We start from the raw sequence: 14,217 nt of genomic DNA on the forward strand, positions 1-14,217 counted from the left end.
CCGCTTCCATGTCCACCGATCCGCATGCCCCCCTCGCTCTGAACCGCCGCCAGCTTCTCATCGGCGGCGGCGCCCTTGGCGCCCTGGCGCTGGCCGGGCCTCTGCGCGCCCGCGCCCAGGTGCCCCCGCTGCTCACCGCCGAGAGCACGACCATCGAGGTGAAGGGCAAGGCGGCCAAGGTGTTCGTGGTGCGCGGCCCCTCCGGCGAGGGCATCTTCGCGAAGGAGGGCGACCGCCTCTCCGGATCACTCGTCAATGCCTCGGGCACGCCCCTGCAGATGCATTGGCACGGGCAGATCTTCGCGCCGCCGGAGCAGGACCGCGCCCGGCCGGATGGCACGCCCCTCGCCCCCGGTGGCACCGATGCGGTGGACTATCCGCTCACCCCCGGCACCCACTGGATGCACTCCCATTCCATGACCGAGCAGCAGCTGCTCGCCGCCCCGCTCATCACCCGCGAGGCGGATGCGGGCGAGGCGCAGGACGTGGTGGTGATGCTCCACGACTTCGCCTTCCGCAGCCCGCAGGAGATTTTGGCCGAGCTCGGAGCGGCGGGCGGCCACGGCGCCCACGGCGCCGGCCCTATGCCGTCGCAGGCAATGGGCGCCCCCGGCATGGGGCAGCAAGGCATGGGCCATGACGGCATGGGCCATGACGGCGTGGGTCACGGGGCCATGGGTCACGGGGGCATGGGGCAAGCGGGAATGGGGCAAGCGGGAATGGGGCAAGCGGGAATGGGGCAAGCGGGAATGGGGCAAGCGGGAATGGGGCAGGCGGGGATGGGCCCCGCGAGCATGCCCACTCCGCCCATTGGCGCCGGTTACGGAATGGGCGCCGGCCACGGAATGGGCGCCGGCATGATGGGCGGAACCGCGATGGGCGGCGCGGGAATGGCCGGAATGGCGCATGCCAATGATGTCGCCTACGACGCCTACCTCGCCAACCGGCGCACTTTGGCCGATCCGGAAGTCGTCCGGGTTGAGAAGGGCGCCGCGGTGCGCTTGCGCATCATCAATGGCGGCACCGCCACCGCCTTCTTCATCACCGTGCCGGGGCTAGAGCCCCGCTGCGTGGCGGTGGATGGTTCTCCCTGCGTGCCGGTGCGGGCGCTGGCCTTCCCCCTGGCGCAGGGGCAGCGCATCGACCTCGTCGTGGACATTCCCAAGGAAGGGGGCGCCTTTCCGGTGCTGGCCCAGGTGGAGGGCGCCACCGCGCGCACCGGCCTCATCCTGGCCACTGCCGGCGCCACCATCCCGCGTGTGGCGGAAGCGGCAGAGCAGGCCCAGGGCCTGCTCGATCTCTCCTTCGAGAGCACGCTGGCCGCGACCCGGCCCCTGGCCGTCCGGCCGGCGGACCGCGCCTTTCCCGTGATGCTGGGCGAGGAGCCGGGCTATCGCTGGACCATCAATGGCCGCGTCCATGGCGAGGATGTGCCGTTTGACGTCCGCCAGGGCGAGCGGGTGGAGATGACCTTCATGAATCCCACCATGATGAGCCACCCCATGCACATTCACGGCCATCATTTCCAGGTGGTGGGCCTTGGTGGCCGGCGCTTTTCCGGGCCCGTGCGCGACACGGTGATCGTGCCGCCACATGTGCCGGTGACCATCGCCTTCGATGCTGGCCCGAAGGGCGAATGGTTCCTGCACTGCCACCACCTCTACCACATGGCCGGTGGCATGATGACGATGGTGCGGGTGGCCTGAGCCGCCGCTTCTGCACGCCGGGTGGGGCGGGGCCGTGCGCCTCCGTCCCGTGCCGCCAGGGGCATGCCCGCCACGCGCGGGCGCCTTCGAAGCGGGGCCGGTCCTCCGGCGCCGCGGGCCGCCCGTTTTCCCCGGCCGCCGAAAGCCGGCCAAAGGCTTGTGTGGCAGGGCAGGGGCCGGCGCCGCTGGCATGAAGCGAACGCGCTTTCCCGACCCGCGCCAGTACCCACGTTGCTCGAAAGGGCGTTAGACCGCGCGCACCTTCATCACCTGATCACTGAGAGGGTTGAATGACCTTCACCGCCCCCCGGCCGCTCCCGTGCCGCGGGAAGGGGCGCGAGCGGGCGCGGCGCAGGCTTTCCCAGGCCTCCTGGTCGACCTCCGCCTTCAAGGTGGTCTTCGGCGCCTTGTCGGGATCAGCGGTGCCGGAAAAGTCAGCGTAGCGAACGCGGAACGGTCCATCCCCGCGCAGGCGGGGGAGCCGCGTCGGCGGTGTCCTCCGGCTGCATCATGCAAGGTCCATCCCCGCATGGGCGGGGGAGCCTGTTGGCTCTAAAATATTGATTTTCAAGCGCTACCAAGAAGCTGAAATGTGGCGGATTGCCCTGCCACACAGAACCCAGAGCCCCGTCAAGGTCCGCCAGTCGTCGCGGTGGGGTGCCGAGGGCTTCGCCGCCGGCTTGCTTGTCGTCGCGCCGGCCCGAGGGGACGGGGGCCTGGAGCAGCGCCGGCTGGTCCGGCGGGGGCTCTTCCAAATCCGCCTTGAGGCGGGCCAGCGCACCAAGCTGGCACGGAAAAGCGTGTCACGCATGGCGTTGGCGCGGCCGCAGCGCACGGAAGGCTCGCCACCTCGTCCCGCAGCAAAGCGGCATAGGGATCGGGAAGGGTGAAGGGCTGCTCGTTAGCCTTGCGATCAAGGATGCGAATACAGGCAAGGTCCAGTGCATTCGGCATGTATGAGCATTCCAGTTGCCTTCTCACTCTGGTTGCAATCGATCTTGACTCGTCCTCATGCGTCAACTTGGACCCCGTGACGGACCATGGATCTCCCCCTTCGCGCCGGCGCCCTGTGGGGCAAGCTTTTTCCCCGTCGGGCGCCGTTCCAGGCATGGGACCCGCTGGCGGATCATTGCGCCGACGTGGCGGCGGTGGCGCTTTTGATGCTGCGCCTGATCCAGCGCCGGCTGGCTGCTCTTGCCGGCGTGGCGGACGTGCCGCGCGGTCCGGACCGCGCGGCTTTGCGCCCTCGCTTTCCTTCATGATTTCGGCAAGGCCAACCACCGCTTTCAGCGCGGTGACGGGGCCATGTGACCGAGGCCATCTACGTGGCGGCCGATCGCTCCCGCCGCCAGCAAACCGGCCTGGATGCCGCCGAGCCCCGGGCCGCCAATGGCGTGCATTTGCTGGCGATCATCCTCGGCCACCATGGCGAACCCCCTGATTTCCAGGCCCGCGCGCCATTCGGGCCGTTCTGGGCTCCGACGCTGGAGCGCAATCCAATCACGGCCGTGTGAACGCTGATCGATACCGCGCGGCACGGATGGCCCGCGGCGTTTGAGCCGGGAGGCCCCTGCTTCCCAACCTCCTGAAACCGGCGCCGTTCTGGCACGCTTTCCTGGGGCTGCTGCAGCTCGCTGACCGGCTGGGCTCCGATAGCGCCCCGGATGCCTTCCCTTTTTCCGAGGCGGGAGCACCGTAGCGTCTCGACCTGTCGCGGGTGCGCGCCGGTGATCTGGTGGAGCGGCTCGGCCTCGACCCCAGGGAAAATGCGGCATCTTCTGCCTGCTGTATTCGATTTTTCCGCCATCGGCCCCTATCCACCCTCGCCCCTCCAACTGGCGGTCGCAGAGCTGGCGGGCCGATCGTGGGCCTGGAGGCCGAAACCGGCTCAGGCAAGACCGAGGCAGCGTTCCGGCGCTTCGCCCACCCGTTTGCCGACAGCATGGTGGACGGGCTTTATTTCGCCCTGCCGACGCGCGGTGCTGCGATTGCCAAGCATGCCCGCATTCAAGCCGCATGCGACCGCCTGCTGGGGAAGGGCAGCTGGACGTGGTGCGCTCTCGCTGCCGGTGACACCCGCTGCGCCCGCCGCCGGACTTCGGCGCCCAATGGACGGACGACCCCGACGAGGACACAAAGCGCTCCCGCTGGGCCGCCGAGAGGCCGAAGCGCTTTCTCGCCGCGCCAGTGGCGTTGGGCACCATTGACCCGGCCCTGCTGGGCATCGTGCGGGTGAAGCGCGCCCAGATGCGCAGCTTCTGCCTCTCCCGCTCGCTGCTGGCGGTGGACGAAGTCCATACTTCCGACGCTTATATGAGCGCACTGCTCGAACGGCTGCTGGAGCAGCATGTTGCCGCTGGCGGTCAGGCGCTGCTTTTGTCGGCAACCCTCGGCGCAGTGGCGCGCGCCCGCCTGCTCGCGCCGGGAACGCGCCACACTCCGCTTCCTGCGCTCAACGACGTGATCGCCATGCCTCACCCAGCCCTGTCGCAGGGGGGCGCGGGCGACCCGGTGATGCGGCTGGCCATCGGGCAAAGCCGATCGAAGCGGGTGGAGGTCGTGCCATCCAGCACCATCGGACAGCCCGGGGAGATCGCCAAAAGGGCCCTCGCGACCGCCCGCGACGGCGCGAAAGTGCTGGTGATCCGCAATCTGGTGCGCGATGCGGTGGTGACCCTCGCGGCCTTCGAAGACCAAGACGGTGGCGATCCCATCCTGTTCTGCGTCGATGGCATCGCTCGCATGGGAATTGGGCGATGGCGATCCGCAGTGGAGCTCCGTTGAGGCCGACAGCATCGGACGCCTTTTCGCCCGCAGGAGCACGGCCGCCCTGGCCGTGGTGGACTGGCGCAGGTCCTGCCCGACTTCAGGGTGGAGAAGGATGAGATCATTGGAACGCGGCTGGGCGTGAGCGACCGGGAGATTCACTTTATCCCTCTGCTACGGGTCCTTTCCCGAGCGCGCCGGTTGTCCACCGGCTGGTGCTCCCGAACCACCTCGCTGGCGCGGCGGAGCCCCAAGCGGAGCCCACGAGCATTCAGCAGGCCGATCGCGGCCTCGAGTTCCAATTCGCCAGCAGAGCCCTTCTGTCTGATCGCTTCGGCCTGCGTTCCAAGCCCGTATGACCAATGCCGTGAAGGGCTTACAGCAGGCATTCCCAAGTTCCTCTTCGCCACCGCGCAGCCCGCACCCTAGGCTCAAGGTTCATGCGTCAGAGCCGAAAGGCGACGGAGATCGCGATGCAAGTGGCGTAGAAAAAGGAGTGGCCACCTCGGTCCTCGCGCGTGGCGATGCGCCGCCTGACGAGAACAAGCGCCGCAATATCTCAGTATAATCGGCAGTCGGAGCCTTTCCTGCCATGCCTGATCCATGGGCCGGAGCATCGGTTTCGACAGGGCGGCGAAAGGGGCGAGCTGGGCGCCGCTGATGACCAGGGTCATGGCGCGCGTCGCCGCTTGGCACGCAATGGACCAGGACGGGATTGCCTGACGGGGAGCGTGTCAGGTCGCCTCAGAGGTAAGGGTTCGAGGTCACGTGGTCGAACAGGCTGAGCGCCGCGGGGGTCAATTCCGCCTCGTTGCGCACACAGGCCGAAAGCTGGCGGGTTGCCCAGTCGTCAGAAAGCCGCGCGAAATCTATCCGCGCCGATCGCTTCCAATGCCGCGCCGCCTTTTCCGGCACGATGCCGATACCGACGCCCTCGCCGGCCATACGGCAAATGCCTTCGAAACTGCGGAGCGCCACGCGCAGCTTGATCCTGGCGCCCAGCCGCGCCGCCTGCATCTCGATATGTTTCTGCAGGGCACCATCCATCAGGCCGATGAAATGATAATCAAGCACATCGGCAAAGCGAAGCCGTCGCTTTCCAGCGAGAACGTGATTGGCCGCACACACGACGCCGAGCCGGTCGATGGCAAACGGGCGCAAGATCAGCCCCTCGGTCCCAGCTGCATTCGACAGAATGCCGATCTCAGCAAAGCCTGAGGCAATACTTCGCGCAATCTCGAAACTCTGCCGCTCCTTCAGTTCGATGTCGATCTGGGGATTGACCATCATCCATGGAGCAAGTCGCTCCGGCAGGAACTCGGAGACGGCCGCCGTATTGGCGAGGATGCTGATATTGGCGCGCAGTCCCTTGGCGTAACGTCCGAGTTCGCCGCGCATCTGCGCCATTTGGCGCAAGATCGTGCGCGCATGATGAGCGAGGGCCTCACCGGCCTCAGTCAGCTCGACGCCACGGCGGCCTCGATGGAGCAGCAGGACTTCGCCCACCGCCTCCATATCCCGAAGCCTCTCGCTGGCAGCTGGCAACGACATCCCGGCATCGACCGCGCCGCGCGTGATGCTGCCAGCATCCGCAACGGCAACAAACAGGCGAAGATCGGTGAGGTCGAAGCGCATGAGGGCAGAATAGTCGATCTTCAGCCTTCGGCCTATCCGAAGTCTGTTATCGCGAGATCCGCATTGTCGATAGCGCCCGATAAGGTAGCCCTCTGGGATGTTTGATCTTCCGATAGCAACACTCGCCGCCGTCCTGGCGGCCTTCTTCGCCGCAGGACTCGTCAAGGGCGTCACCGGAATGGGCCTTCCGACCGTCGCGATGGGCGTGCTCGGCGCCTTCATCTCCCCATTGGCGGCCGCAACCCTGCTGATCGTCCCGTCCTTCGTCACCAATGTGTGGCAACTCGCGGCCGGACCGAGCTTCGCCTCGCAATTGCGGCGACTGTGGCCGATGATGCTGGCGATCGTCGCGGGAACCCTGCTCGGATCGAGTTGGATCGCCAGCGGCGATGCTGAAGTGACGACGACGTTGCTCGGCGTCGCCCTCATTGTCTATGCCGCCTATACGCTATTCGCTGGACAGTTCAGTGTTTCCCGCCGCGCTGAAATCTGGCTGTCGCCGCTCATCGGCGGGGTTACTGGCGCAGTGACGGGAGGAACGGGCGTATTCGTCATTCCGGCCGTGCCCTATCTGCAGGCGCTCGGGCTCGCGAAGGATGATCTGGTGCAGGCGCTTGGCCTGTCTTTCACGGTGTCGACGATTGCGATGGCGGTTGGTCTTGGCGCGCATCGAGCCTTTCAGAGCGAGCATCTCGCGCTGTCAGCCCTATCCGTGGTCCCTGCGCTGGCTGGCATGTGGGTGGGGCAGCGCGCTCGCAACCGGATCAGCCCCTTGGCCTTTCGTCGTGGGTTTCTGGCCTGCCTGCTGCTGCTCGGATGCGAAATGGCGGCGAGGCCGCTGCTATGACCGCCCTCAGCATTCGCGAACAAAGACAGTTCAGCGCAGATCGGAAAGGGGACCTTAGCGGGCGAACGGCGGCCATTGGCGGCAAATCATTCGCCAAATCGGCAAATGTGGCATCGGTGGCAGCGAGCAACCGTGGAACTGTATCCCGCGGGCGTTCAGGGGCGTCCGGGAGGCCATTTGAAATATAACAGAAGCTGTTAATTGCGTTCCATCGGCGTCGGCCTGAAGCCGGGGCAGCGGGCCCACAATGGGTGGACTGAACTCCGGGCTGCACATGGTCTGCGCGGAGAAGGGCCAGGCCGTCGTCGCGCCTTTTTAACCGAACGCCTGATGAGCGACCGCAAGGGCGCGCGCATCCTGTTCAAAGCCCTGCCACCGGCCAAGGTTCTCATCGCCGACAAGGCCCTCACGACGCGCATTCCCCCATCGGGAAGCCGCAGGCGTCCCTATCCCAATGACCGCGGTTTCTGTCACCAACGCCACGGGATCGAGAACCTGGTCGCTGAGCTGAAAGACTGGGGCCGTATCGCTACACGCTATAACCGATGCGCCCACACCGTCTTGTCGGCCATCTGCATCGCCGCAACCATCGCATTCCGACTCTGATCGATGAGTCCTGAGCGCCGCCATCGGCGGCAGCGACGACAACGCCCTCCTGGGGGATCGATGAACTCGACAGGGCCGAGCTCATACATGGGCAGCAGGCCTGGCGAGAACATCCCGCCGGCCGAAGCCGAAGAACACGCTCGGCTCGACCAGCGGAAGAGAGCTGCAGGGTTCACACAACGGGGCCTCCGGTACACCGGAGGCGTTTCGCCCAAGGGTGCGAGGAGACGCCTCAGACCCGCTCCAGGGCCACCGCGATGCCCTGGCCCACGCCGATGCACATGGTGCTCAAGGAGCGCTTGCCGCCGGTGAGGGCGAGCTGCAGCGCCGCCGTGCCGGTGATGCGGGCGCCCGACATGCCCAGGGGATGACCCAGGGCAATGGCGCCGCCGTTCGGGTTGACGCGTGGATCATCGTCCGCGATCCCGAGATCGCGCAGGGTGGCGAGCCCCTGCGAGGCGAAGGCCTCGTTCAGCTCGATCACGTCGAAATCCGCCGCCGTGAGGCCCAGGCGCGCCATCAGCTTCTTCGAGGCTGGCGCCGGACCGATGCCCATGATGCGCGGCGGCACGCCGGCCGCCGCACCGCCTAGCACGCGGGCGATGGGCTTGAGGCCATGCCGCGCCGCCGTGGCTTCATCGGCGAGGATGAGCGCGGCCGCCCCGTCATTCACGCCAGAGGCATTGCCCGCCGTCACCGATCCGCCCTTGCGGAAGGGAGTGGGCAGCTTTGCCAAGGCCTCCAGTGTGGTGGCGCGGGGATGCTCGTCGCGGTCCACCACCACGGGCTCACCCTTGCGCTGCGGGATGGTGACGGGGACGATCTCCCGGGCAAGGCGGCCATCCTGCTGCGCGGCGGATGCTTTGGCCTGCGAGCGCAGGGCGAAGGCATCCTGGTCGGCGCGGCTGATGGAGAAATCCTCCGCCACGTTCTCGCCGGTCTCAGGCATGGAATCCACGCCGTATTGCGCCTTCATCAGCGGATTGACGAAGCGCCAGCCAATGGTGGTGTCGTGAATCTCGGCATGGCGGGAAAAGCCGGTTTCGGCCTTGGGCAGGACGAACGGTGCGCGCGACATGGATTCCACGCCGCCGGCAATCATCAGCTGTGCCTCGCCCGCCTTGATGGCGCGGGCGGCGGTGATGATGGCATCCATGCCGGAGCCGCACAGCCGGTTGATGGTGGTGCCCGACACGCCCAGGGGCAGGCCGGCCAGCAGCAGCGACATACGGGCCACGTTGCGATTGTCCTCGCCCGCCTGGTTGGCGCAGCCGAAGATCACATCATCCACCGCGCCGAAATCCATTCCCGGATTGCGGGCCATGAGGGCCTTCAGCGGAACGGCGCCGAGATCGTCGGCGCGGACGGATGCAAGGGCGCCGCCAAAACGGCCGATGGGCGTGCGGATGTAATCGCAGATGAAGACGTCGTTCATTGCGGACTCCCAAAGCATTTCCGCCAGAGAAATGCGTTAAAGCAAGGATCGCGGGCCGTGTGCCGTTTCGATGAAACGAGGCCCGCCCTAGAGTTCAGGCACAATCAGGTCGCCCACCGGGCCGGTGGTGACAAGCTGGGCACCGGTGAGGGACTGCAGCTTCTCCAGCGTGAGGGAAGGCAGCTTCTCGCGCAGCACGAAACGCCCGTTCTCGATGTCGATGACGGCGAGGCTGGAATAGACCCGCGTCACGCAGCCGACGCCGGTGAGCGGCAGGGTGCAGCGCTCCACGAGCTTGGGCTCGCCGCTCTTGGTGACGTGCTCGGTGATGACCGCCACGCGCTTTGCCCCATGGACAAGATCCATGGCACCGCCCACGGCCGGCACACCCTTGGCGCCCACGCTCCAATTGGCGAGATCGCCATTCTGCGCCACCTGATAGGCGCCGAGAATGGCCACGTCGAGATGGCCGCCGCGCACCATGGCGAAGCTGTCGGCATGGTGGAAGAAGGAGGCCCCCGGCTTCAGCGTCACCGCCTTCTTGCCGGCATTGATAAGGTCCCAGTCCTCCTGCCCCTCGGGCGGGGCCTGGCCGAAATCGAGAATACCGTTTTCGGTGTGGTAGATCACCTCGCGGCCGGGCGGCTGATAGCGCGCCACCATCTCGGGAAAGCCGATGCCCAGATTGACATAGGCGCCGTCGGTGATGTCCTGTGCCGCGCGCCAGGCGATCTGCGCGTTGGAAAGCTTGATGTCGTCGCTGGCGGTCATGGATAGGTTGCTCCGGCGCGGTTCAGCAGTTCCTCCTGCTGCGGGTTCGGCACCTCGACCAGCTGGTCGACGAAGATGCCCGGCGTGACCACGTTCTCGGGGTCGATGTCGCCGGCGGGCACGATGCGCGAGACCTGGGCGATGGTCTGGCGCGCGGCCATGCACATCAGCGGGTTAAAGTTGCGAGCCGCCTTGCTGTAGGTGAGGTTGCCGCGCGGATCGCCAAGCTGGCCTTTCACCAAGGCGAAATCCGCCTTCAGCCAGCGTTCCTGCACATAAGGCCGCCCCTCGAACTCCTCCACCGGCTTTCCCTGCGCCAGCTCGGTGCCGTAGGAGGTCGGCGTGTAGAAGGCCGGGATGCCGGCGCCGCCGGCGCGGATGCGCTCAGCCAGCGTGCCCTGGGGCACCAGCTCCAGCTCGATCTCGCCCGCCAGATACTTCTCGGTGAAGACCCGCGGGTCCGCCGAGCGCGGAAACGAGCAGATGAGCTTCGTCACCATGCCCACCTCGATCATGGCGGCGAGCCCCACATGACCATTGCCGGCATTGTTGTTGACCACCGTGAGGCCGCGCGGGCTGCCCGTCTTCACGAACCGGTCGATCAGGGCGTGGATGAGCTCGATCGGCGCGCCGGAGCCGCCGAAGCCGCCGATCATGACCGTGGCACCGTCCCCGATACCGGCCACCGCCTCGGCGAGTGTGGCGATCGTCTTGTCCATGGGTGTCCCTGTTGCGCCATTTCGGCGTTCGTTTCGGATGCCCCGATGAATAGGAACCGCCCCGCTCGACGGCAACGGGATTTGTGCGATATAGCTTATTTGTTGACATATCGCACAGAACAGACAGGCCGAAGGGCAGCGCAATGAGCATCAGCCAACGGGACACCATGGGCGGCCTCGCCAAGGGGCTGGCGGTGATCGAGACCTTCACGGCCGAGCGCCCGCGCCAGTCCATCACCGAGGTGGCGGAGGCGAGCGGGCTCGACCGGGCGACGGCGCGGCGCTGCCTGCTGACCCTCGCCCATCTGGGCTATGCGGATTATGACGGCAAATTCTTCACCCTCACCCCGCGCGTGCTGCGGCTGGGCACCGCCTGCCTTGCCGCCATGCCCCTGCCACAGGTGGTGCAGCCCTGGCTTGACCTGCTCTCCGCAGAGCTGGAGGAGAGCACCTCCGTCTCCATCCTGGACGAGGACGAGATCGTCTATGTGGCGCGGGCGGCCCAGCGCAAGGTGATGTCCATCGCCCTCATGCCGGGCTCGCGCCTGCCGGCCTATTGCACCTCCATGGGCCGGGTGCTGCTGGCGGCGCTGCCGGAAGCCGAAGCGCTGCGGCGCCTGTCCCTGCGCCCGCTGGTGGCCCGCACCCCCCACACCCTGACCGCTCCGCAGACCATCATGGCCCGGCTCCGGCTGGCCCGCGAGGAGGGCTATGTGGTGATCGACCAGGAGGTGGAGCTGGGCCTGCGCTCCATCGCTGTGCCCCTGCTCAATGCGCGGGGCGTCACGGTCGCGGCGCTCAATCTGGGGCTGCCGGTGGTCGGCGGGGAGGCCGAAACCCTGGTCACGAAATATCTTCCCGCCTTGCGCCGCGTTCAGGGAGAGATCAGGAAAATCCTGCGCTAGTCGCCGCTATGCAATATTTCTATTGCGATGCACAATTTCCACCGCTGCGTGTGCGATAAGACGAGTGCGACAAGACGAGACTTCAGCGCAATATACTCGTCCGGTATCAAATTATACCGAGTTGATCTTAGATCAGGCGAGAGGGCCGGTATAGCCTGAAGCTGGGAGCTGTTGCCTTTTCACCGGCATCACAAGCGCTCCTTCCTGGATCACTTCAGCCAGCGTCGGAAAGGGTCATGCCGGTCTTTTGTCGGGCCAATTCCACGGCCAGTTCCATGGCCGATGCCGCGCGCCACCGCCCCCGCGCCTCTTCCGCGAAGGGCATGGCAAGCGGGCATGTGCCGTGCCCGCCCCTCCCGCAGCAGCCGCGAGGGGGCGACGCCGAGACTTAAGCAGCCCCCCGGCGCGCGTGGTGAAACGCCGCCAATAGCTTTCAAGAACCAAGAAACCTCTGAGGAAATGCCCCGATGCCAAACAGTCTTCCGCTGACGCGGGATGTGAAGCAGATCATCGATGCGGGATCCATGACAGGCCGCAGGTGGGCAGTCGTCGGCCTGTGCTTCGTCATCGCTTTGCTCGACGGCTTCGATACCCAGTCCATCGCCTTCATCGGCCCGGCGATCGCCCAGGACTTCCACATGACCCCGGCGGACATGACCTGGGTCATCACCGCCAGCATCATCGGCATGGCCATCGGCGCCATGGGGCTGGGAAGCTTCGGCGACCGGTTCGGCCGCCGCAAGGCGATCCTGATCGCGGTGTTCCTGTTCGGCCTGTTCTCGCTTGCCGGCGCGTATGCCACCTCACCCACGCAGATCATCGTGCTGCGCTTCCTCATCGGCCTCGGCATGGGCGGCGCGACGCCCTCGGTGCTGGCATTGGCGGGTGAGTACAGCACCGCATCGAAGCGGGGCCTCATGCTCACCGGCGTGCTGCTGGGCCTGCCCGCGGGCGCCATGCTGGGCGGGCTGATCGCGGCGAGCTGGCTGCCGCTCCTGGGCTGGCGCGGCATCTTCCTGCTCGGCGGCGCCGTGCCCCTCGCACTCATGGTGGTCATCTATTTCCTCCTGCCGGAATCTCCCGCTTACCTCGTTTCCCGCAAGGACATGCGCGGACAGGACCAGGCCCGGCGCCTGCTGGAGCAGATGACCGGCCAGGCCATTGCCCGCGACGTGCAGCTGGTGAGCCCCGCTGATGTGGAGCACGGCGGCTCCATCGCCGGCCTGTTCGAGGCGCGCTATCGTGGCGTTACCCTGGCGATCTCGGCCATCTATCTCTTCAATTGGATCGCCTGGTTCCTCCTGCTCCAGTGGTTGCCCACGGCGCTGACGACCCTGGGCCTGGAAAAGGCCCACGCCGCCTATGGCACGGTGGTGGTCAACGCCGCCTTCATCCTCATGGCGCTGCCCCTGTCCTCGCTGCTGCCCAAGGTTGATCCGCGCAAGCTGCTCATGGTCATGTTCATGGTCGGCATCGCCGTGGCCATCGGCCTGGGGCTGGCGGGAGACCGCTGGCCGGTGGTGTTCACCCTGATCGCCGTGGCCGGGTTTGGCATCGGCGGCCAGCAGCTGGTGCTCAACTATCTGATCGCCAACGCCTATCCCACCCAGCTGCGCGCCACCGCCACGGGCTGGGGCATCGGCATCGGGCGTTCGGGCGCCATTGTGGGGTCGGCCATTGGCGGGCAGCTGCTGTCCGGTGCCGGGCCGTCGGGATACTTCATCGCCCTGGCTATCCCCCTCGCCGTGGCCGCGCTCGCCACCTTGAGGGTGCGCCGCTCCGACAGCGACGAAGCCGCCGTGCCCGTGGTCACCCACTAGCGGCTTGTCGAGTGAAGCGGATCGGGCCGGAAAACGCGCCCGATCCGTCGGCGACGAACTCAACGAGACAGCACAGGAAGGGAGATACGCGTGTCAGATCAGAGCAGCCGCCCCCGGCGCTTCGAGGGCAAGAGCTTGGTCGTCACCGGCGCGGCACAGGGCGTGGGCAAGCAGGTGGCGCTCGACGCCGCGGAGGACGGCGCCAGCCTGCTGCTGGTCGACCGCTCGCCCATCGTCGACGAGGTGGCGAGCGCCATTAACGCCGCCCATGGGGCCGGCCGCGCCGTCGCCATGGTGGAGGATCTCGAAACCTATGCCGGCAACGCGTCCGTCATGGCGCGCGCCAAGGCGGCGTTCGGCAAGATCGATGTCCTGGTGACGAATGTGGGCGGCGCGATCTGGATGAAGCCGTTCCAGGAGTTTGACGAGCGCCAGATCACCGCGGAAATCAGCCGCTCCTTGTTCCCCACCCTGTGGGGCTGCCGCACCGCTTTGCCCCATATGCTGGAACAGGGCCACGGCACCATTGTGAACGTGTCGTCGGTCGCCACCAGGGGCATCAACCGGCTGCCTTATTCCGCCGCCAAGGGGGGCGTGAACGCGCTCACGGTTTCCCTCGCCTTCGAGCTCGCGGGCACGGGCATCCGCGTGAACGCCGTTGCTCCCGGCGGCGTCAGCGCCCCGCCGCGCCGTGTTCCCCGTGGAACCGATCCCTTGTCCGAACAGGACAAGAGCTGGATGCAAGAAGTTGTCGACCAGACCCTCGACTCCACCCATCTCAAGCGATACGGCGAATTGCGCGAGATCGCTGCGGCAATCCTGTTCCTCGCCTCCGAGGAGGCGTCCTACATCACCGGAACCGTCCTGCCGGTCGGCGGCGGCGATCAGGGCTAGATCTGGTCGATCTCAATGAAGGCGCGAGGCCAAGCCCGTCACATCGGCCGCGACCTCAGCCCTCTTACCCAGCAGCTTCCTCTCTCGCCTGCGCGGGAGGGCAGGGGGCGCGA

General features: G+C 66.8%; 13 protein-coding genes and 1 pseudogene. 10 read left to right on the plus strand and 4 right to left on the minus strand.

All coding sequences use genetic code 11. The features are described from left to right. Positions 1 to 8: 8 nt before the first annotated feature. From V5F26_RS08295 to V5F26_RS08315, 5 genes and pseudogenes are all read left to right on the plus strand, one after another. Positions 9 to 1,706: a multicopper oxidase domain-containing protein gene (locus tag V5F26_RS08295; RefSeq protein WP_509210548.1), complete on the plus strand. Its 1,698-nt coding sequence runs from the start codon at positions 9 to 11 to the stop codon at positions 1,704 to 1,706. A 1,040-nt stretch (positions 1,707 to 2,746) separates the two neighbouring features. Then, positions 2,747 to 2,872: pseudogene (locus tag V5F26_RS08300) on the plus strand (hypothetical protein); the annotation flags it as partial. Positions 2,873 to 2,900: 28 nt separating this feature from the next. Next, positions 2,901 to 3,017, plus strand: a complete 117-nt coding sequence (locus V5F26_RS08305; protein ID WP_394947528.1) for an HD domain-containing protein — start codon at positions 2,901 to 2,903, stop codon at positions 3,015 to 3,017. Beyond that, on the plus strand, positions 3,014 to 3,220 hold the full coding sequence (locus V5F26_RS08310; protein WP_394947527.1) for a hypothetical protein: 207 nt from the start codon (positions 3,014 to 3,016) through the stop codon (positions 3,218 to 3,220). Before V5F26_RS08305 ends, V5F26_RS08310 begins: the two co-directional genes overlap by 4 nt. A gap of 718 nt (positions 3,221 to 3,938) precedes the next feature. Beyond that, the gene (locus tag V5F26_RS08315; protein ID WP_394947526.1) at positions 3,939 to 4,490 is read left to right on the plus strand and encodes a hypothetical protein; all 552 of its coding nucleotides are present in this window, start codon (positions 3,939 to 3,941) and stop codon (positions 4,488 to 4,490) included. A gap of 726 nt (positions 4,491 to 5,216) precedes the next feature. Here the strand turns inward: V5F26_RS08315 and V5F26_RS08320 are convergent. Beyond that, on the minus strand, positions 5,217 to 6,107 hold the full coding sequence (locus tag V5F26_RS08320) for a LysR family transcriptional regulator (protein WP_394947525.1): 891 nt from the start codon (positions 6,105 to 6,107) through the stop codon (positions 5,217 to 5,219). 97 nt (positions 6,108 to 6,204) lie between these two features. Here V5F26_RS08320 and V5F26_RS08325 point away from each other — a divergent pair, with 97 nt between their 5' ends. After that, positions 6,205 to 6,954 carry a sulfite exporter TauE/SafE family protein gene (locus V5F26_RS08325; protein WP_394947524.1) on the plus strand — a complete coding sequence of 250 codons (750 nt, stop codon included), beginning with the start codon at positions 6,205 to 6,207 and terminating at the stop codon, positions 6,952 to 6,954. 330 nt (positions 6,955 to 7,284) lie between these two features. Beyond that, positions 7,285 to 7,560: a hypothetical protein gene (locus V5F26_RS08330; RefSeq protein ID WP_394947523.1), complete on the plus strand. Its 276-nt coding sequence runs from the start codon at positions 7,285 to 7,287 to the stop codon at positions 7,558 to 7,560. Positions 7,561 to 7,792: 232 nt separating this feature from the next. Here the strand turns inward: V5F26_RS08330 and pcaF are convergent, their stop codons facing one another. The 3 genes from pcaF to V5F26_RS08345 all read right to left on the minus strand — a co-directional run bounded on the left by pcaF (position 7,793) and on the right by V5F26_RS08345 (position 10,485). Continuing rightward, complete coding sequence (gene pcaF, locus V5F26_RS08335) at positions 7,793 to 8,995, minus strand: 3-oxoadipyl-CoA thiolase (protein ID WP_394947522.1); 1,203 nt, start codon at positions 8,993 to 8,995, stop codon at positions 7,793 to 7,795. An 87-nt stretch (positions 8,996 to 9,082) separates the two neighbouring features. Beyond that, positions 9,083 to 9,766, minus strand: a complete 684-nt coding sequence (locus tag V5F26_RS08340) for a CoA transferase subunit B (protein WP_394947521.1) — start codon at positions 9,764 to 9,766, stop codon at positions 9,083 to 9,085. After that, positions 9,763 to 10,485, minus strand: coding sequence for a 3-oxoacid CoA-transferase subunit A (locus V5F26_RS08345; RefSeq protein ID WP_394947520.1), 723 nt, complete (start codon positions 10,483 to 10,485; stop codon positions 9,763 to 9,765). Before V5F26_RS08345 ends, V5F26_RS08340 begins: the two co-directional genes overlap by 4 nt. Positions 10,486 to 10,628: 143 nt before the next feature. On the opposite strand from V5F26_RS08345, the gene V5F26_RS08350 reads away from it, so the two are divergent. The 3 genes from V5F26_RS08350 (at position 10,629) to benD (ending at position 14,104) form a co-directional block, all read left to right on the plus strand. Next, complete coding sequence (locus V5F26_RS08350) at positions 10,629 to 11,390, plus strand: IclR family transcriptional regulator domain-containing protein (protein WP_394947519.1); 762 nt, start codon at positions 10,629 to 10,631, stop codon at positions 11,388 to 11,390. Between the two features lie 467 nt (positions 11,391 to 11,857). Continuing rightward, positions 11,858 to 13,210: an MFS transporter gene (locus V5F26_RS08355; RefSeq protein ID WP_394947518.1), complete on the plus strand. Its 1,353-nt coding sequence runs from the start codon at positions 11,858 to 11,860 to the stop codon at positions 13,208 to 13,210. 90 nt (positions 13,211 to 13,300) lie between these two features. Then, positions 13,301 to 14,104, plus strand: a complete 804-nt coding sequence (gene benD, locus V5F26_RS08360; RefSeq protein WP_234051405.1) for a benzoate diol dehydrogenase BenD — start codon at positions 13,301 to 13,303, stop codon at positions 14,102 to 14,104. Positions 14,105 to 14,217 lie beyond the last annotated feature (113 nt).

Source organism: Xanthobacter variabilis, from assembly GCF_043831965.2.
Lineage (GTDB): Bacteria > Pseudomonadota > Alphaproteobacteria > Rhizobiales > Xanthobacteraceae > Xanthobacter.